Here is a 19350-nt window from a genome sequence, read left to right as displayed (position 1 = left end):
GTCCCGGGCTCAAGGACACAGGTAACTCATGAAGCAATACCTCGAACTGGTCGCCCACGTCATCAAGAACGGTACCCGGCAGGCCAACCGCACCGGCGTGAACACCATCAGCTTCCCGGGCGCGATGTTGCGTTATGACCTCAAGGAAGGTTTTCCGGCGATTACCACCCGCAAGATGGCCTTCAAATCGGCCATCGGCGAGATGTGTGGTTTTCTGCGCGGGGTGAACAACGCTGCTGAATTCCGCGCGCTGGGCTGCAAGGTCTGGGACCAGAACGCCAACGAAAACACCCAGTGGCTGGCCAACCCGTTCCGTCAGGGTGAAGACGACCTCGGTGAGATCTATGGCGTGCAATGGCGCAAGTGGCCGGCGTACAAGCAGATCCCGGTCAGTAACCAGGCCGCCATCGAGCAGACCCTGAGCCAGGGTTATCGTCAGATCGCTGAAGGCGAAGAAGACGGTCAGGCTTACGTGGTGCTGTACAAGGCGATCGACCAGATCCGTCAGTGCGTCGATACCATCATCAAGGACCCGGGCAGCCGCCGCATCCTGTTCCACGGCTGGAACGTCGCCCAGCTCGATGAAATGGCTCTGCCGCCGTGCCACCTGCTGTACCAGTTCCACCCGAATGTCGAGACTAAAGAGATTTCTCTGACCCTCTACATCCGCTCCAACGACCTGGGCCTGGGCACACCGTTCAACCTCACCGAAGGCGCCGCGCTGCTGAGCCTGATCGGTCGCCTGACCGGTTACACACCACGCTGGTTCACCTATTTCATCGGTGACGCCCACGTCTACGAAAACCACCTGGACATGCTCAACGAACAGCTCACGCGCGAGCCGTTCCCGATGCCGAAACTGGTGATCAGCGACCGTGTGCCGGAGTTTGCCAAGACTGGTGTTTATCAGCCCGAATGGCTGGAGTTGATCGAGCCGAGCGATTTCTCGCTGGAAGGCTACCAACACCACGCCCCAATGACCGCCCCGATGGCGGTATAACGCCGTCCCCTGTAGGAGCGAGCTTGCTCGCGATGGACGTGAACGAAGACGCGTACTGTCTGGAAAAATGCGCCGCCTTCGGATTCATCGCGAGCAAGCTCGCTCCTACAGGAGGGGGTGTGGTGTTTTTAGTGGCCGTGGCTACGGCCAACATGAGAAGGCTCAACTTCCGCCGCCACCACCCCGCCGCTCACTTCCAAGCGCTGCAAAATCCCGCATTGATCAATGTCCGGCCCCTCGCTACAGCGTTGGCGCAGGTCGAGCAGTTGTGTCTGTAACGCCAGCAATCCATCAATCCGTGCCTTGACGTGATGAATGTGCTCATCGATCAGCGCATTCACGTTTTGGCATTGATCCTGCGGACTGTCGCGCAGGGCCAGCAGGCTGCGGATTTCTTCGAGGGTCATGTCGAGGGTGCGGCAGTTGCGGATGAAGGTCAGGCGTTCGGCGTGGGCCTGGGTGTAGACGCGGTAGTTGCCGTCGCTGCGGGCCGGTTCCGGCAGCAGGTTTTCGCGCTCGTAATAGCGGATGGTTTCCACGGCGCAGTCGGTAAGTTTGGCCAGTTCTCCGATCTTCATGACGGCAATCTCCAAATGGGTGCTTGACCCTATAGTGGCTACAGGGTCTTTACTTGGCAACAGGCACCTTTATGGACGCGACCCAATGAGCGACTCCCAACACACCCGCCCACCCGAGGCTGAGCACGAGCACAGCCACAAGCTGCAGCCCGTGCAAAAGCATGACCATGGCGGCCATGGGGATTCCTGCTGTTCCGCCAAGGTGGCGGCACCTACGCTGATCAAGTTGAGCGCAACGCCCACCGCCGGCGCGCGGCTAAGCAGTTTTCGCATCGACGCGATGGACTGCCCCACCGAGCAGACGCTGATCGAGAACAAACTCGGCAAGCTCGCGGGCGTGCAGCAGCTGGAATTCAACCTGATCAACCGCGTGTTGGGCGTCACCCACGACCTGCCGAACACCGCACCCATCATCGACGCGATCAAATTCCTCGGCATGCAGGCCGAGCCGCTGGAGCGGGGCGTCGAAGCGCCAATCCCGGCGCCAGTGAAAAAGCCCTGGTGGCCGTTGGCGCTGTCCGGTGTGGGTGCGCTGGCCGCTGAAGTTATCCACTTCACCAACGCTGCGCCCGATTGGGTGGTGGCGGTCATTGCATTAATCTCGATTCTTGGCGGTGGTCTCGGTACTTATAAGAAGGGCTGGATCGCGCTTAAGAATCTCAACCTGAACATCAACGCTCTGATGAGCATCGCGGTGACCGGTGCGATCCTGATCGGTCAGTGGCCGGAAGCGGCGATGGTGATGTTCCTGTTCACCGTGGCCGAGTTGATCGAAGCCAAATCCCTGGACCGCGCGCGCAACGCGATTGGCGGCTTGATGCAGATGGCACCGGAACAGGCCACGGTGCGGCAGGCGGATGGCAGTTGGGTCGAGCAGGACGTGAAAACCATTGAACTGGGCGCGCGAGTGCGAGTGCGGCCCGGTGAGCGAATCGGTCTGGACGGTGAAGTGGTGTCGGGCAGTTCGACCATCGATCAGGCGCCGATCACCGGCGAAAGCCTGCCGGTGGAAAAGACCCTCGGCGACAAGGTCTTCGCCGGCACCATCAATCAGGCGGGCTCCCTGGAGTATTCCGTCACCGCTGCGGCCAACCATTCGACGCTGGCGCGGATCATCCATGCCGTCGAACAGGCTCAGGGCGCACGGGCGCCGACTCAGCGCTTCGTCGACAGTTTCTCGAAAATCTACACGCCAGCGGTGTTCATCCTGGCCCTCGCCGTCGCGGTGATTGCGCCGCTGTTCATGGGCGCGCTCTGGTTTGACTGGATCTACCGGGCGCTGGTGTTGCTGGTGGTCGCTTGCCCGTGTGCGTTGGTGATTTCGACGCCAGTGACCATTGTCAGCGGCCTCGCGGCGGCGGCGCGCAAAGGGATTCTGATCAAGGGCGGCGTCTATCTGGAGGGCGGTTACAAGCTCGATTTCCTGGCGCTGGATAAGACCGGCACGATCACGCACGGCAAACCGGTGCAGACCGATTACCTGTCGCTTGATCCGACGGCGGACGAATCCGCCCCGGCGATTGCAGCGGCGCTGGCCGGTCGCTCGGACCACCCAGTGTCGTTGGCCATCGCCCATGCGGCTGTGGATAAACCACTCGCGCTTCACATTGTGGATAACTTCGAAGCCCTGGCCGGTCGTGGCGTGCGCGGTGAAATCAACGGTCAGGTCTACCACCTGGGCAACCACCGGTTGGTGGAAGAACTGAGCCTGTGCTCGCCTGCGCTGGAAGAAACGCTGTTCGCGCTGGAAAAACAGGGCAAATCAGTGGTGTTGCTGCTCGATAAATCCGGCCCACTGGCGCTGTTCGCCGTGGCCGATACCGTGAAGGATTCCAGCCGCGAGGCGATCCAGCAACTGCACGACCTGGGCATCAAAACCCTGATGCTGACCGGCGACAACGTCCACACCGCGCAGGCAATTGCTGCGCAAGTCGGCATCGACGAGGCGCAGGGCGACCTGTTGCCGACCGACAAGCTGCAAGCCATCGAAGCCCTGTATGCACGGGGCCATAACGTCGGCATGGTCGGCGACGGCATCAACGACGCCCCGGCGCTGGCACGCGCCGAGATAGGGTTCGCCATGGCCGCCGCCGGCACCGATACCGCTATCGAGACCGCCGATGTCGCCCTGATGGACGACGATTTGCGCAAGATCCCCGCGTTTATCCGGTTGTCGCGGCAGACATCGAGCATCCTCAAGCAAAACATCGCGCTGGCATTGGTCATCAAAGCGATCTTTCTTGGGGTAACCTTCGCCGGGCTCGCCACCATGTGGATGGCGGTGTTTGCCGACATGGGCGTAAGCCTGTTGGTGGTGTTCAACGGTTTGCGCCTGCTGCGCAAATAAGTGATGAGGGACGGGTGTGCTGAGTGCCGAGCTGAAGGCGTTTTATATGGTTGCCCGCCTGGGCAGCATCACCCTGGCGGCGAAAAAGCTTGGCTTGAGCCAGCCCACGGTGACCACCCAGATCAAGCACCTGGAAAGTCAGTACTCGGTTGAACTGTTCTATCGGGGCGGCCGCCGTCTCAGCGTCAGCGATGAAGGCGCCCGGCTGTTGCCGATGGTCAAGAAGCTATTGCAGCAGGAAGCCGACATCGAGTTTTTCCTGCGCAACAGCGGCCAGGTCCAGGGCACCTTGCGCATTGCCGCCACCGCGCCGTATTACATTCTCGACCTGGTGAAAGCCTTTCGCGAGCGCTTGCCGCAGGTGGAAGTGTCGGTGGAGATCGGCAACTCCCAGCAGGTGCTTGAAGCGCTGGAGGATTACCGGGTCGATGTCGCCGCTTCCTCGCAGTTACTGGACGATGCACGCTTGATTCGCCGGGTGCTCGGCAGCGATCCGCTGGTGCTGGCGGTGCATCGCAATCATCCACTGGCGGTGCATGATCATGTGCCGCTCAGTGCGTTGGCCGGGCATACCTTGTTGATGCGGGAGTCGGGCTCGACCACCCGACGCTTGACCGAAGAACTGCTGGCCAGCGCCGGGGTGAGTTTCGGACCGTTGCTGGAGATCGGCAGCCGCGAGTCAATCCGCGAGGCGGTATTGCGCAACATCGGCATCAGCATCATTGCCCGGCAGGAAGTGCCGCACGATCCGCAACTGCGGGTGCTGACCATCGAGAACGCACCGCAAATCCCTGAGTATTTGTACTGCCTCAAGGAACGAAAAGGCGCGCGGCTGCCGGCGGCGTTTCTGGGGTTGGCGCAGGAAATGGCCCCGGCTTGAGAGTTGCGGTGACTGGTCTGGCCTGTTCGCGAGCAGGCTCGCTCCCACATTGGAACGCATTCCCCCCCTGTGGGAGCGAGCCTGCTCGCGAAGGCGTCAGATCGTCACCCCACAACCCAAATCCTCGAATACCACTATCAGCCGTTTTTGCCTCACTGCCACATGACGGACGCATTACCTCCCTAGGATGGCCTTCATCTGCTTGATGAGGCCTGTCCATGAACCACTCGACTGCAACTACCCTGACCAACCCCGGCGCCCCGATGAAAGTGCGCGGCGTGCAGAAACGCTTTGGCGCCTTCACCGCGCTGGACAACGTTTCCCTCGATGTGGCGGCCGGTGAGCTGGTGTGTCTGCTGGGCCCGTCGGGCTGTGGCAAAACCACCTTGCTGCGCTGCATCGCCGGTCTGGAGCAGCAAGACAGCGGCGAGTTGTACCTCGGTGATCGCGACGTTTCCCATCTGGCGCCTCAGGCCCGTGACTACGGCATCCTGTTCCAGTCCTACGCGTTGTTCCCCAATCTCACCGTCGAAGCGAACATTGCCTACGGCCTTGCCGGCAGCGGTCGCGATGAAGTGCGCAAGCGTGTCGGTCAGATGCTGGAACTGGTCGGCCTGATCGGCAGCGAAAAAAAGTACCCCGGCCAATTGTCGGGTGGCCAGCAACAACGCGTCGCGCTGGCTCGCGCCTTGGCGCCTGCACCTTCGCTGTTGTTGTTGGACGAACCGATGTCCGCCCTCGACGCCCGGGTTCGCGAGCATCTGTGCACCGAACTGCGTCAGTTGCAGCGCAACCTTGGCATCACCACGCTGATGGTCACGCACAACCAGGACGAGGCCATGCTGATGGCCGACCGCATTGCCGTGATGAACAACGGCAAGGTCGAGCAGTACGCCACGCCGCAGGAAATCTACGACCGCCCGGCCACCCCGTTTGTGGCGGAGTTCGTCGGTCAGGGCAACTGGCTGCCGTTCCACCGCAGCAGTGACAGCCACGCCCAGGTCGGTGGCCTGAACATGCGCCTGGCCGACGGCAGTGCGAAAACCGCCTCGGGCCGGCTGTTCTGCCGCCCCGAGGCGATCAACGTCAACCCGCTGGCACACGAAGAAAACCTGTTCCCGGCCAAGGTTCGCGAAATCACCTTCCTCGGCAACCGTTGCCGCATGAGCTTCGAGCTCGATCAACTGCCAGGTCATGCGCTGCTGGCCGAACTGGCGCCGGAAGCCATGCCGCGTCTCGGCGCACAGCAGATCATGGTCGCCTTGCCGCCGCGCAGCCTGCAGGTGTTTGCCTGATGAGCGCGAACATCGCGCTGCCGATACCGCACAAGCAGGTTCGGCAGACCTCCCGTGCCGAGATCGGCGACCGGGTATTTGTCGTTGGCGGCAAAGTCCTGTTGCTGGTGTTGCTTGGCGTCGCCGTGTTGATGCCGTTGCTGGCGATCTTCTGGCGTGGCTTCAGCTCGGAAGCCGGGCAGGGCGGTGGTCTGGTCGCTGCCCGCGAACTGGTGACCAGTGCGAACTTCCACTGGCTGCTGGGCAATAGTTTAAAAGTGTCCCTCAGCGTGGCGGCGATTGTCGTACCGCTGGCCTACCTATTTGCCTACGCGCTGCAACGCACGTTGATTCCGGGCAAAGGCATCTGGCGTGGGCTGTCGCTGTTGCCGCTGATGGCGCCGTCGATGCTGCCGGGGATTGCGCTGGTTTACCTGTTCGGCAATCAGGGCCTGTTGCGTGGTTTGCTTTCGGACAATATCTACGGCTTCTGGGGCATTGTGCTGGGTGAGGTGATCTACACCTTCCCACACGCCTTGATGATTTTGCTGTCGGCGCTGTCCCTGGCCGATGCGCGACTGTTCGATGCCGCGTCCAGCATGGGCGCCAGCCCGGCCAAAGCCTTCCGCAGCATCACCTGGCCGGCGACGCGTCAGGCAGTGTTCGCAGCGTTCTGCCTGGTGTTCACTCTGACCATCACCGATTTTGGCGTACCCGTAGTGGTCGGTGGCGACTATCAAGTGTTGGCGCTGGAAGCCTACAAAGCCGTGGTCGGCCAGCAACAGTTCGGACGCGGTGCCCTGATCGGCATGGTCCTGCTGTTGCCGGCGCTGTTCAGCTTCGGTGTCGATGCCTGGTTGCGTCGGCGTCACGGCGACTCCATGAGCGGTCGGGCGCAAGTCTTCAAGCCGGCACCGTCAAAACTTCGGGACCGTTGCTACCTGGCGATTGTGCTGCTGATCTGCGCTGCGTTGCTGTTGGTCTTCGGCATGGCAGTGTTCTCGTCGCTGGTGAAGTTCTGGCCGTACAACCTGTCGCTGTCGCTCAACCATTACCAGTTCAACGACACGGCGGGTGGCGGCTGGCTGGCCTACGGCAACAGCGTGAAGATGGCAGTGTGCACGGCGCTGATCGGTAGCGTGCTGATCTTCACCGGCGCCTACCTGATGGAAAAAACCAAGGGCCAGCGCGGACTGAATCTGATACTGCGCATGCTCAGTTTCGTACCGATGGCGGTGCCGGGCCTGGTGCTGGGGTTGGGTTATGTCTTCTTCTTCAACCTCAACGGCAACCCGTTGCACGTGCTCTACGGGACCATGACCCTGCTGGTGGTCTGCACCATTGCGCACTATTTGACCACCGCACAGATGACCGCCACCACCGCGCTGCGCCAGCTCGACGCAGAATTCGAAGCCGCCGCGTTGTCGCTCAAGGCGCCGCTGTATCGCCACTACTTGCGCGTCACCGTGCCGATTTGCCTGCCGGCGCTGCTGGACATCGTGCGCTACCTGTTCGTCTCGGCCATGACCACGGTCTCGGCCGCCATCTTCCTCTACAGCCCCGACACCATCCTCGCAGCCGTGGCAGTGCTGAACATGGACGACGCCGGCAACGTCGGCGGCGCGGCGGCGATGTCGACCCTGATTCTGTTCACCTCGGCGGGCGTGTCCCTGTTGCTGGCCTGGGCTTCGCGCGGCTTGTTGCGCCGCTCTCAGGCCTGGCGGCAGACCGCGCCCGGCAACTGATTTCCAATCCCGCAAACCTCAACTCAAACAGGAAAACGATCATGTTCAAGCCCCTGGCCCTCGCCGCTGCTGTCCTCACCGCTTTCAGCCTGAACGCCTACGCGGCGAAAACCGAGTTGACGGTGTACACCGCCCTCGAAGCCGAACAACTGACGGCCTATAAGGCCGCCTTCGAAAAGGCCAACCCGGACGTCGAAATCAAGTGGGTGCGCGATTCCACCGGCATCATCACCGCCAAACTGCTGGCCGAAAAAGCCCGCCCGCAGGCTGACGCAGTCTGGGGCCTGGCCGCTTCGAGCCTGGCGATCCTCGACCAGCAAGGCATGCTGCAAAGCTATGCGCCACAAGACCTGGCCAAGATCGGTGGCAACTACCGTGACGCCGCCAACCCGCCTGCCTGGGTCGGCATGGACGTCTGGGCCGCGACCATTTGCTTCAACACCGTCGAAGCCGAGAAGCAGGGTTTGACCAAGCCCACGAGCTGGCAAGACCTGACCAAGCCTGAGTACAAAGGCAAGATCGTCATGCCCAACCCTGCCTCGTCCGGCACCGGTTTCCTCGACGTCAGCGCCTGGCTGCAAACCTTCGGCGAGAAGCAAGGCTGGCAGTACATGGACGAGCTGCACCAGAACATCGGCCAATACGTTCACTCCGGTTCCAAGCCTTGCAAATTGGCTGCGGCGGGCGAATTCCCGATCGGTATTTCCTTTGAGTACCCGGCTGTTCAGCTGAAGCGTCAGGGTGCGCCATTGGACATCATCCTGCCGAAAGAAGGCCTGGGTTGGGAAATCGAAGCAACGGCTGTGATCAAGGGCACGCCGCATGAAGAAGCGGCGAAGAAACTGGCAGATTTCTCGGCCAGCCCGGCGGCAATGGAGTTGTACAAAGAGAACTTTGCCGTCCTCGCGCAGCCAGGCATCGCCAAGCCACAGACTGAACTACCCGCCGATTATGAGCAGCGTTTGATCAAGAACGACTTTACCTGGGCGTCGAAGAACCGCGATGAAATCCTGACTGAATGGCGCAAGCGCTATGACGGCAAGTCCGAGAAAGTGGTTGCCAAGTAAGATCCTTATTGGCTGATAGGCCCTCATCGCGAGCAAGCTCGCTCCCACAGGTTTTGTGAACGCCACGGACCATGTGGGAGCGAGCTTGCTCGCGATAGCGGTCCTGAATTCAGGACAAAAAACCATGACACACCCCAACGACATGCTGATCGTAGGCGCCGGCATCCTCGGCCTGTCCCACGCCTACGCCGCCGCCAAGCGCGGTCTCAAAGTCACCGTTTTCGAACGCAGCGAAACCCCTTTGGGCGCCTCGGTGCGTAACTTCGGCCAGGCCCTCGTCACCGGCCAGCCACCAGGGCCGATGCTCGAACTGGCCAAGGCCTCCCGCGACATCTGGGGGCAATGGGCTCAACTGGCCGGCTTGAAACTCAAGCGAAACGGCTCGTACCTGTTCGCCCGCACCGAAGCCGAAGAACACCTGTTGGAAGCGTTCTGCGCCGGCCGCGCCGTGGAACACGGTTATCGCGTCGACCTGTTGCGAGGTGCTGCCCTGCGCGATCTTTACGGCGGCCAGTTCAGCCATCACCGTGCCGCGTTGCACGGCATGGATGATCAACAACTGTATTCGCGCGAAGCGATTCCGGCATTGATCGATTACCTGCGACGCGAACTGAACGTGACCTTTCACTTCTCCACCCTGGTGCGGGACATCGAGCCGGGTCGCTTGCACAGCACGGCCGGCACCTTCAGCGCCGAGCAGATCATCGTCTGTTCCGGTCACGATTATCAGACCTTGCTGGCCGAGCCGATCGCCGAGCTCAAGCCACACATCTGCCGCCTGCAAATGCTCCGCGCCCGACCGCAGATCAACCTCAACCTGCAACACGCGTTGCTCACCGGGTTGAGTTGCGTGCACTACGGCGCGTTTGCCGATCTGCCGGAAGCGGCGGCGGTGCAGGCGCACATCCTGAGAGAACAACCGCACCTGCATGAAAACGGCATTCACCTGCTGATCAGCCCGACGCCTTACGGCGAATTGATCATTGGCGATTCCCACCATTACGGCAGTGATCCGTCGCCGTTCAATGCCGAGCAGGTAGACGACTGGATGCTTGAGTTGGCCGAACAGACCTTGGGTTGCCAGGTGCAAGTGGTGGAACGCTGGCAGGGCGTCTACGGTTCACGCGGTCCGGGCCCGTTCTCGTTCCTGCGTCCAATGCCGGGCGTGAGTGTGGCGTTGATGCACACGGGCGTCGGCATGAGCGTCGGGCCGGCGATGGCCGAGCGCAACGTTGCGACTGTATTGGGAGTGCACTGATGGACCGCAACACGCAAGTGATCGCCGAGGTGTTCGGTTTGTACGAACGCTTTGGCGCCAGCGATTACATCGGTGAACCGGTGTCGCAGATCGAGCACATGTCCCAGGCCGCCGAACGGGCCAGGGCCGAAGGTTTCGATGACGAAGTGATACTGGCCGCGTTCTTCCACGACATCGGGCATATCTGCGCCGAGACTGCCGAGAACATGGGTGGCTTCGGCGTGGTCAGCCATGAACGACTGGGAGCGGACTACTTGCGCCGTGCAGGTTTCAGCGAGCGCATGGCGCGGTTGGTGGAATACCACGTCCAGGCCAAGCGTTATCTGACCTTAAAAGAACCTGGGTACTACGAGCGCCTGAGCGAAGCCAGCCGTCGCACGTTGGAATATCAAGGTGGCGTGATGACTGCTGAAGAGGCAAAAGCGTTTGAGCAGGACCCGTTGTGTGCGGTCAGCTTGCGCATGCGGCAGTGGGATGAGTTGGCCAAGGAGATGGGCGTGCCGGTGATTGATCTGGCAGTGTTGAAGGAAAAGGCGTTGCGTCTGCTGGTGGCTTAGGACAGTAAGACCGAGGTGCGGCCATCGCGAGCAGGCTCGCTCCCACATTGGATTTGTGCACGACGCATATCCCCTGTGGGAGCGAGCCTGCTCGCGAAGAGGCCCGCCAATGCCTACAACTGCTGCGCCAACACCTCGATCTGCTCCTGCCGGTCCGCCTGACTCAACTTCGGACGCGGATTCAGCGACGACCATTGCGGATAAGCCCGAGCCTTGTTCAGGGCCTCGGGTAGTTTGCCTTCGCGCCAGCTCTTGTCCTGAGGCGTTGCCACCTCAACGCTTTCCATCGCCGCATGCCCGCGAGTATTCAGCGCCTGCACCAGCTGCCGCTGACGCAACGCCAACAACCTCAACACGCTGTCATCAACCGTCAGTTCCCGTTGCCCTTTGATCTTGCCCATCAATCGGCTGCCATAACTGCGCACGGTTTGCAGGGCACCGCCGGCAATGGCGCCGGCCAGTGCGGCGGCGCCGAGGGTCAGGCCGCCCACCAGCAAATCAACCCCGGCCCCGGCTGCCGCGCCGGCCGCAATGCCGCCACCGACCCGCACGCCGAGTTGCTTGAGGGTTTGCGGGTTGAACAGGTCATCGCCCCAGCGGCCATCGAGCAACGGCAGATCACTGGCCGCCGCATCTTGCGGGCGGAAAGCGTAGAGCTTGAGTAACGCTTCGACGCACCGTTGTTCACGTTGTCGAACCGCTTTGCGCAGTTCGCCGATGGCTTGCTGTTCCTGCTCGGCATTGCTGGCCACGCTGCGACGACACGCTGCGCAATCGATCAATAACTCGGCAATCAGCCGGGCCGCACTCTGCTGACGAGCGAGGCGTTGAGCCTGCTGATCGGCGATCAAGCGCTCAAGCTGTTCGCGGGCGCTTTCCAGCAACAGTGCGAGGCTCTCATAGAGTCGGCGTTCACCATCCTCCGGCGGCGCGACGCTGTCGAAACGGACCAGGGCATGCAAGCCAAGGCGCGCCAGCGCTTCGCGCCACTGCGGTTCACGATGGTTGGCGCTACTGACAAAATTCAGTACTGGTAACAGCGGTTTGCCGCAGCTGGACAGCACTTCCAGTTCGTCACGGTACTTGGCCAGCACCGGCTCGCGCGCATCGATCACGTAGAGGCCGGCGTCCGAGCTCAACAGTTGGCGCAGCACCTTGGCTTCCTGTTCGAAACGTTGTCGCGCTTCGCTGCCCTCAAGGAAACGCGCCAGCCGCGCAGGGCCGTCGAGCCGTTCGCCTGGGCGCTCCAGCCGTTCGAGGTAATCGAGCAGGGCGATGGCGTCTTCCAGCCCCGGCGTGTCGAACAGGTCGAGCAACGGCTCACCGTCCACCGACAACCGCGCGCCTTCGACGTGGCGGGTCGTGCTCGGTCGATGGGACACTTCGCCGAAGCCGACGTCACGGGTCAGGGTACGCAGCAACGACGTTTTACCGACGTTGGTGTGGCCGACCACGGCAAGCTTCAACGGCGGCTTGCGCGGATTAGTCATGCCCGGTCTCCAGCCAGTTCATCGGCGCGCAATCGGCAAAGGGCAGTTCAAGCTGTTGCAACGCGACGTGCCAATCGCCCAAACGCTCCGCGTCCAGCGCTTCACCCAGCGGTGCTTGCAGCAACCAGATGCGGGTGGCGCTGGCGTTGCGCGCCAGTTCGGCAATCAGCGCCAGACTGCCCCGATCCGGCGAGCGACGTGGATCGCACGCGATGGCTAACCGGGCCGGAGGGAAACGACTGAGTTGTTCAAGGAGCTTGTGCCGGGATTCGCGACTGTCGAGGATGCCGGCGTTGTTCACGTTTTGCGGCAGGGCGGGCGGCCACGGACGTTGATCGTCCAGCTCGATGGCGACCAATAGCGCGCCATCGCTGTGCAGCGCGCTGACGCCGCTTTCGACGGTATGAAGCTGCTCTGGCGCGGCATCGCTGATGCCCAGGCGTTCGCTGCTGGGCATTAACCGTTCGCGCAGTTGCGCGTAACCGGGCAGGTTCAGGTCCAGGCGCAACGACGCTTGGCCGGATGTCCAGCGCCAGCGGCAGAACAGGGCCAGCAGCAGGCGCGGCAAAACGCCGTAAACTACCAACACACCGACCAGCCATGTGGCCCAGGCCTGGCGGGCGCTTTCGATGTTCAGCGCTGTGTCGCCGCTGGCGCGGATCATCTCGACCGTCGGAACGTTGAAGCCCAGCAAGGCGGGCAGGGCGCCGAGGGCTTGAGTCATGGTCACAAAGGTGTCGGCGCTGAGGAGGGTGGTTTCCCAGACGAAGCCGTAACGCCGGGTCGCCATCAACATCAGCAGAATCACCAGAGCGCTGAGCATCGCCAGCAGCCACAGGCTGTTGACCAGCACGCCAATCGCCCAGCGATTGAGTTTCTGTCGTTGCAGTAACAACACCAGGGCCGGCGCCAGTTGCACCGCTTTGGCATCGCGGGCGAGTTTTTCGCTGAGCCACAGCCACAGGCGACCCAGCGTTGCACCATGGTCGCCAGCCAATACCAGGCCCAGCGCCCAGCTGAGCAACAGCATCAGGTTCAACCCCAGCAGACTGCCCAAGGCCCAGAACACATTGACCGGCATTTGTCCGTCGTTCAACGCGGCGAACCCCAGCCCGGCGCCGCTGACCACGGCCAGCACTGCCAACACCAGCAGCGCCAGTCGCGCACCTTGCAGCCAATGGGTGAGGGCGGTGGTCAGCCCATCGCGTTCGGCCAGCCACAGGGCGCGGCGTTTAATCCGTGTCGGCAAGTCGCCGCCCGCGCTGCGGGCCAGTCGGTTGGCTTCAAGATCATCCAGCGGGCCGGCGTGTTCTTCGCGCAGGCGGATGGTTTCCGTCAGCCAGAGGTTATTCAGTTCAGTCACGCGGCATCCCGTCGCTTAATTGAACGGTGAGCATAACCGCTGTGGCGCTTATCGGGGTACGGATGGCTCTGGTATCCTCGCCGGCATGACTAAATCACTCCCCCTCAGCCTGATCGCAGCCCTCGGTGAAAACCGCGTGATCGGCGTCGACAACAGCATGCCCTGGCACTTGCCGGGGGACTTCAAATACTTCAAGGCCACCACCCTCGGCAAGCCCATCATCATGGGGCGCAAGACCTGGGATTCCCTCGGTCGTCCGCTGCCGGGCCGGTTGAACATCGTGGTCAGCCGTCAGGTTGACCTGGTGTTGGAAGGCGCGGAGGTTTATCCGTCACTGGAAGCTGCGGTGATACGGGCACAGGAATGGGCGCTGGCGCAGGGCGTCGATGAGGTGATGCTGATTGGTGGGGCGCAGTTGTACGCGCAGGGAATGGCACAGGCGGATCGGTTGTATTTGACGCGCGTGGCGTTGAGCCCGGAAGGGGATGCGTGGTTTCCGGAATTTGATGTTAACCAGTGGAAATTAGTGTCGAATGTGCCGAATCCGGCAGATGGCGACAAGCCGGCGTACAACTTTGAGGTTTGGGAAAAGGCTTAAAAGCATCGCGAGCAGGCTCGCTCCCACAGTTGAACGCATTCCCCTGTGGGAGCGAGCCTGCTCGCGAAGGGGCCAGTGGGCGCAATGAAAGCCTCTGTTTAATAAACATCTCCAGACACTCTCGAAGGCTACACATTCTTGCGTAGCGGACTACGCGTGCTTCAGAATCCGCCGACTTGTGCGCCTGGGCGCCGGGGTTCTATCGTTCCCTCGTCACTGAACATCAGTGATCGGGTTTGGTAGCCCGGATTTTCCAGGCGTATGGCTCAACCTCTTGCAGGGCTTTTCGACTCTGCTTGTATGGTGGCCATGCGTAGGGCGCTTTCGGGCGCGCCGGGTTTCCTGGACCGGTCTACCAACCTGCGTATGGCCGCCACCCTTCGTTTGGTAGCGAGGGTGATGGCTCCTTGTTTTTCCAGGAGGTTCATCAATGCTAAAAGTCACCCCCGATCCCCCAGAGTCCGACGACCTGTCCGCCCGCATCAACGCCACCCCTCGCAAACCCAGCAGAACATTCATGATCGCACCCGGCCTCGACACCGAAACCCTGTTGGCCCACGCCTGTGAATCACTCGCTTCGGCAAATGTCATGGCCAGCGACTTCGCTGGACTGCTGGAAGGCACGCAGCGCAGCACGATGCTGGGGATTGCGCAGGTCATCATGTTGGGTGAACTGGCGGTGAACCAGGCGCTGGATAACCTCGACCCGCAGGATTAACGCCGATCCACCGTTGTAGGAGCGAGCTTGCTCGCGAAAAGCCTGAGAGCGCCGCGGGGTGCCAGGCCTCCAGCGTTATCGTTGACGACTTTCGCGAGCAAGCTCGCTCCTACAGGGGATTTACGAAAACAAAAATGCCCCGCACTTGGCGGGGCATTTTTTGTTCAACGGTTAATGCTTACAGCCCGTCGAGCATCGCCTTGTTACGCACAGCACCCTTGTCGGCACTGGTCGCCAGCAGGGCGTAGGCCTTCAACGCGGTGGTCACTTTACGTGGACGTTTTTCCACCGGCTTCCAGCCTTTCTGATCCTGCTCGGCACGGCGGCCAGCCATTTCCTCGTCGCTGATCAACAGGTTGATCGAGCGGTTCGGAATGTCGATCAGCACTTTGTCGCCGTCCTGCACCAGACCAATCGCGCCGCCTGCGGCTGCTTCCGGCGAAGCATGGCCGATGGACAGGCCCGAGGTGCCGCCGGAGAAACGACCGTCGGTGAGCAGGGCGCAGGCCTTGCCCAGGCCTTTGGATTTCAGGTACGACGTCGGGTACAGCATTTCCTGCATGCCCGGGCCGCCTTTCGGGCCTTCGTAACGAATGATCACGATGTCGCCGGCCTTCACTTCGTCCGCGAGGATGCCGCGTACGGCACTGTCCTGGCTTTCGAAGATCTTCGCGTTGCCTTCGAACACGTGGATCGACTCGTCGACGCCAGCGGTTTTAACCACGCAACCGTCCAGCGCGATGTTGCCGTAGAGAACGGCCAGGCCGCCTTCTTTCGAGTAGGCGTGTTCGACACTGCGGATGCAGCCGTTTTCACGGTCGTCGTCCAGGGTTTCCCAACGGGTCGACTGGCTGAACGCGGTTTGTGTCGGGATGCCCGCAGGACCGGCCTTGAAGAAGTGATGCACGGCTTCGTCGGTGGTCTGGGTGATGTCCCACTTGGCAATGCCTTCGGCCAGGGTCTTGCTGTGCACGGTCGGCAGGTCGGTGTGCAGCAGGCCACCACGGGCCAGCGAGCCGAGGATGCTGAAGATCCCGCCGGCACGGTGCACGTCTTCCATGTGGTACTTCTGGATGTTCGGCGCGACTTTGCACAGTTGCGGCACGTGACGGGAGAGGCGGTCGATGTCGCGCAGGTCGAAATCGATCTCGGCTTCCTGGGCTGCGGCCAGCAAGTGCAGGATGGTGTTGGTGGAACCGCCCATGGCGATGTCCAGCGTCATGGCGTTTTCGAACGCCTTGAAGTTGGCGATGTTGCGCGGCAATACCGACTCGTCGTTCTCGCCGTAGTAACGCTTGCACAGCTCGACGATGGTGCGGCCGGCTTGCAGGAACAGCTGTTCGCGGTCGCTGTGGGTGGCCAGGGTCGAACCGTTGCCCGGCAAGGCCAGGCCCAGGGCTTCAACCAGGCAGTTCATCGAGTTGGCGGTGAACATGCCGGAGCACGAACCGCACGTCGGGCAGGCGCTGCGCTCGTACTCAGCGACTTTCTCGTCAGAAGCGCTGGAGTCGGCGGCGATGACCATGGCGTCGACCAGGTCGAGACCGTGGCTGGCCAGTTTGGTCTTGCCGGCTTCCATCGGGCCGCCAGAGACGAAGATCACCGGGATGTTCAGGCGCAGAGACGCCATCAGCATGCCAGGGGTGATCTTGTCGCAGTTGGAAATGCAGACGATCGCATCGGCGCAGTGGGCGTTGACCATGTACTCGACGGAGTCGGCGATGATCTCGCGGCTCGGCAGCGAATACAGCATGCCGTCGTGGCCCATGGCGATGCCGTCATCCACGGCGATGGTGTTGAATTCTTTTGCGACGCCGCCAGCGCGTTCGATTTCGCGGGCAACCAGTTGCCCCAGATCTTTCAGGTGCACGTGGCCCGGTACGAACTGGGTGAAGGAGTTGGCAATGGCGATGATCGGCTTTTTGAAGTCGTCATCTTTCATCCCCGTTGCGCGCCACAGTGCGCGGGCACCGGCCATGTTACGGCCGTGGGTGGATGTTTTCGAGCGGTAATCAGGCATGAAGCACTCCGGGCGGCTAATCAGGTATCAAAAGGGAAGTGAGCTTCTATTGACGTCTGGAACACCCAGAAATGGCCGTGTGTCCGGAAGTTGCCGATAACTTTGCGGGATCGCCGCGCGCTTCAGCTTGAGCTCATAAACCCGCCGGGGGATGACTGGCGATGAATGTCGCGATTCTACACGGCTGGCGGCAGGAGGGAATGCCCACGAACGCGGGGCTAACGCTTACGTGACATACGGATGCGCAAACTGGAAACGTGTAGGAGCGAGCTTGCTCGCGAAAAACGAACATACAACGCGGTCTACCAGACATGCTGCGTCGTCTTGGCGTTCTTCGCGAGCAAGCTCGCTCCTACAATGAGTTGCGTTTTAGAGCCACATTGCATCCCACAGCGGATAGTCACCGATACGTGCGACTAACCCTGCTCGCAATGGATTGGCAATGATGTAGCGTGCCATCGCTTTCATATCTTCGTCGCGACGCAGGGACCGGTCGAAGTAGCCCTTTTGCCATACGGGAGCTGAAAAGCCTCGTGCCTGATTGATGAGTCGAGCACCGCGGGATTTGGTGACTTGCATCAGTTTCGGTAAATCGCCGTTATGCAGCTCAACCAGCCAGTGAATGTGATCGGGCATAACCACCCAGGCAATTGAGGTGGCGTTGCCGGCTTCCTCGGCTCTTCTGAACTCGTGCACCACCAAACGACCGATGCGCCAGTCCTTGAAAATCACTTGTCGTTCATGGGTGACTGCGGTCAGCAGATAGATGCGACCAGGCTCCGAGTGACGGCCGGTACGTAAACGATAGGCTTTTGGTGTGCTGGACATTCCGTTGTCCTCTTCTGAGATGTGAAGAGAAACGGTAGGTGCGGGACGGGCGGTTGTCGCTGCGACAGTGGGTCAGGATGTGTCTTGCATTTGTAGGAGCGAGCTTGCTCGCGAAAAACGTCAACGATTACGCGGTGTGTCTGGTTTTGCGCAGTGGCTGTTCGTTCTTCGCGAGCAAGCTCGCTCCTACAGTGGTTGTTGTCGTTAGCTATTCGGCAGCAACCGGCAGGTGATGCTTTTGATGTAGCGGGTTTCTGCAATCGCTGGGTGAACGGGGTGATCCGGCCCCTGGCCGCCACGTTCCAGCATCTGGATGTTGCGGTCCAGGTGACGGGCGCTGGTCAGCAGGATGTTCTGCAGGTCGTCTTCCGGCAGGTGCATCGAGCACGAGGCGCTGACCAGGATGCCGTCCTTGCTGAGCAGGCGCATGGCTTGCTCGTTCAGGCGACGGTAGGCGCCTTCACCGTTTTTCATGTCTTTCTTGCGTTTGATGAACGCCGGCGGGTCGGCCACGATCACGTCGAAGCGTTCTTCGCTGGCTTTCAGCTCTTTCAGGGCTTCGAACACGTCGCCTTCGATGCAGGTCATCTTGTCGGCGAAACCGTTCAGCGCGGCGTTGCGCTCGACGCCGTCGAGGGCGAAGGCCGATGCGTCGACGCAGAACACTTCACTGGCGCCAAACGCGGCCGCTTGCACGCCCCAGCCGCCAATGTAGCTGTACAGGTCCAGTACGCGTTTGCCTTTGGCGTAAGGGGCCAGGCGTGCGCGGTTCATGCGGTGGTCGTAGAACCAGCCGGTTTTTTGACCCTGAATGACCGGTGCTTCGAATTTCACGCCGTTCTCTTCCAGTGCGACCCACTCCGGCACCAGGCCGAACACGGTTTCGACGTAGCGGTTGAGGCCTTCGGCGTCACGGGCAGCAGAGTCGTTCTTGAACAGAATGCCGCTTGGCTTGAGCACTTGGGTCAGCGCGGCGATCACGTCTTCTTTATGCGCTTCCATGGTCGCCGAGGCGATCTGCACCACCAGGATGTCGCCGAAACGGTCGACCACCAGACCTGGCAACAGGTCGGAGTCGCCGTAAACCAGGCGATAAAACGGCTTGTCGAACAGGCGGTCACGCAAGGACAGGGCGACGTTCAGGCGATGCACCAGCAGCGACTTGTCCAGCGGCAACTTGATGTCGCGCGACAGCAGGCGGGCGCAGATCAGGTTGTTCGGGCTCATGGCAACGATGCCCAGCGGCTTGCCGCCGGCAGCTTCGAGGATCGCCTGATCGCCGGCTTTGAAGCCGTGCAAAGGGGTCGCCGCTACATCGATTTCGTTGCTATAGACCCACAAGTGGCCGTTTCGCAGGCGACGGTCGGCGTTGGCTTTAAGGCGCAGGCTAGGCAGGGACATGACGTCGCTCCGGAAAAAAGAGCGGGAGTATAGCGTGTTGAGGGTTGCGACGGGCTGGGCGGGCGATGAAACGCTGATGACGCCTTCGCGAGCAGGCTCGCTCCCACACTTGATTTGCGCCGTACACAAACTATGTGTTCACTAAAGATCCACTGTGGGAGCGAGCCTGCTCGCGAAGCGATTTCGGACGTTATCCGAAGCCTGGGTTTAAATGAAAGATCCTGCG

16 protein-coding genes are annotated in these 19350 nt (G+C 61.3%); 10 read left to right on the top strand and 6 right to left on the bottom strand.

Annotated features, from left to right (window positions below; translation table 11 throughout):
• The first annotated feature begins 28 nt into the window (after positions 1-28).
• Positions 29-1000 (top strand): thymidylate synthase, encoded by a 972-nt coding sequence (locus AC1MDT_RS20605; RefSeq protein ID WP_480418716.1) that lies wholly within the window; start codon positions 29-31, stop codon positions 998-1000.
• Positions 1001-1128: 128 nt separating this feature from the next.
• Here the strand turns inward: AC1MDT_RS20605 and cadR are convergent, their stop codons facing one another.
• Positions 1129-1578 carry a Cd(II)/Pb(II)-responsive transcriptional regulator gene (cadR, locus tag AC1MDT_RS20600; RefSeq protein ID WP_480418714.1) on the bottom strand — a complete coding sequence of 150 codons (450 nt, stop codon included), beginning with the start codon at positions 1576-1578 and terminating at the stop codon, positions 1129-1131.
• Between the two features lie 85 nt (positions 1579-1663).
• Between cadR and AC1MDT_RS20595 the strand changes: the two genes are divergently transcribed.
• The 7 genes from AC1MDT_RS20595 (at position 1664) to AC1MDT_RS20565 (ending at position 10706) form a co-directional block, all read left to right on the top strand.
• Entirely contained in the window at positions 1664-3925 is a 2262-nt protein-coding gene (locus tag AC1MDT_RS20595; RefSeq protein ID WP_480418713.1) for a heavy metal translocating P-type ATPase, read from the top strand.
• A gap of 16 nt (positions 3926-3941) precedes the next feature.
• On the top strand, positions 3942-4805 hold the full coding sequence (locus AC1MDT_RS20590; RefSeq protein WP_480418712.1) for a LysR family transcriptional regulator: 864 nt from the start codon (positions 3942-3944) through the stop codon (positions 4803-4805).
• 218 nt (positions 4806-5023) lie between these two features.
• Positions 5024-6100 carry a putative 2-aminoethylphosphonate ABC transporter ATP-binding protein gene (locus AC1MDT_RS20585; protein WP_480418711.1) on the top strand — a complete coding sequence of 359 codons (1077 nt, stop codon included), beginning with the start codon at positions 5024-5026 and terminating at the stop codon, positions 6098-6100.
• Positions 6100-7824 (top strand): putative 2-aminoethylphosphonate ABC transporter permease subunit, encoded by a 1725-nt coding sequence (locus tag AC1MDT_RS20580; RefSeq protein WP_480418710.1) that lies wholly within the window; start codon positions 6100-6102, stop codon positions 7822-7824. The genes AC1MDT_RS20585 and AC1MDT_RS20580 overlap by 1 nt, the downstream gene beginning before the upstream one ends.
• A 41-nt stretch (positions 7825-7865) precedes the next feature.
• The gene (locus tag AC1MDT_RS20575; RefSeq protein ID WP_480418709.1) at positions 7866-8891 is read left to right on the top strand and encodes a putative 2-aminoethylphosphonate ABC transporter substrate-binding protein; all 1026 of its coding nucleotides are present in this window, start codon (positions 7866-7868) and stop codon (positions 8889-8891) included.
• A 124-nt stretch (positions 8892-9015) separates the two neighbouring features.
• Positions 9016-10149 carry a TIGR03364 family FAD-dependent oxidoreductase gene (locus tag AC1MDT_RS20570; RefSeq protein ID WP_480418708.1) on the top strand — a complete coding sequence of 378 codons (1134 nt, stop codon included), beginning with the start codon at positions 9016-9018 and terminating at the stop codon, positions 10147-10149.
• On the top strand, positions 10149-10706 hold the full coding sequence (locus AC1MDT_RS20565) for a phosphonate degradation HD-domain oxygenase (RefSeq protein ID WP_480418707.1): 558 nt from the start codon (positions 10149-10151) through the stop codon (positions 10704-10706). The genes AC1MDT_RS20570 and AC1MDT_RS20565 overlap by 1 nt, the downstream gene beginning before the upstream one ends.
• Positions 10707-10819: 113 nt before the next feature.
• Here the strand turns inward: AC1MDT_RS20565 and AC1MDT_RS20560 are convergent, their stop codons facing one another.
• Positions 10820-12196 (bottom strand): GTPase/DUF3482 domain-containing protein, encoded by a 1377-nt coding sequence (locus AC1MDT_RS20560; RefSeq protein WP_480418706.1) that lies wholly within the window; start codon positions 12194-12196, stop codon positions 10820-10822.
• Positions 12189-13559: a DUF2868 domain-containing protein gene (locus AC1MDT_RS20555; protein WP_480418705.1), complete on the bottom strand. Its 1371-nt coding sequence runs from the start codon at positions 13557-13559 to the stop codon at positions 12189-12191. The genes AC1MDT_RS20560 and AC1MDT_RS20555 overlap by 8 nt, the downstream gene beginning before the upstream one ends.
• Positions 13560-13644: 85 nt before the next feature.
• Between AC1MDT_RS20555 and AC1MDT_RS20550 the strand changes: the two genes are divergently transcribed.
• Complete coding sequence (locus AC1MDT_RS20550; RefSeq protein WP_480418704.1) at positions 13645-14157, top strand: dihydrofolate reductase; 513 nt, start codon at positions 13645-13647, stop codon at positions 14155-14157.
• 430 nt (positions 14158-14587) lie between these two features.
• Entirely contained in the window at positions 14588-14875 is a 288-nt protein-coding gene (locus AC1MDT_RS20545) for a DUF6124 family protein (protein ID WP_480418703.1), read from the top strand.
• A gap of 178 nt (positions 14876-15053) precedes the next feature.
• On the opposite strand, the gene ilvD is transcribed toward AC1MDT_RS20545, so the two are convergent.
• From ilvD to AC1MDT_RS20530, 3 genes are all read right to left on the bottom strand, one after another.
• Positions 15054-16895: a dihydroxy-acid dehydratase gene (gene ilvD, locus AC1MDT_RS20540; protein WP_201115825.1), complete on the bottom strand. Its 1842-nt coding sequence runs from the start codon at positions 16893-16895 to the stop codon at positions 15054-15056.
• Positions 16896-17264: 369 nt separating this feature from the next.
• Positions 17265-17723 (bottom strand): REP-associated tyrosine transposase, encoded by a 459-nt coding sequence (locus AC1MDT_RS20535; RefSeq protein ID WP_480418702.1) that lies wholly within the window; start codon positions 17721-17723, stop codon positions 17265-17267.
• 204 nt (positions 17724-17927) lie between these two features.
• Entirely contained in the window at positions 17928-19124 is a 1197-nt protein-coding gene (locus AC1MDT_RS20530; RefSeq protein ID WP_201115827.1) for a class I SAM-dependent rRNA methyltransferase, read from the bottom strand.
• Between the last annotated feature and the right edge of the window lie 226 nt (positions 19125-19350).

It is taken from the genome of Pseudomonas sp. ASL7, from assembly GCF_056680375.1.
This window is presented reverse-complemented; position numbering and strand designations above follow the sequence as displayed.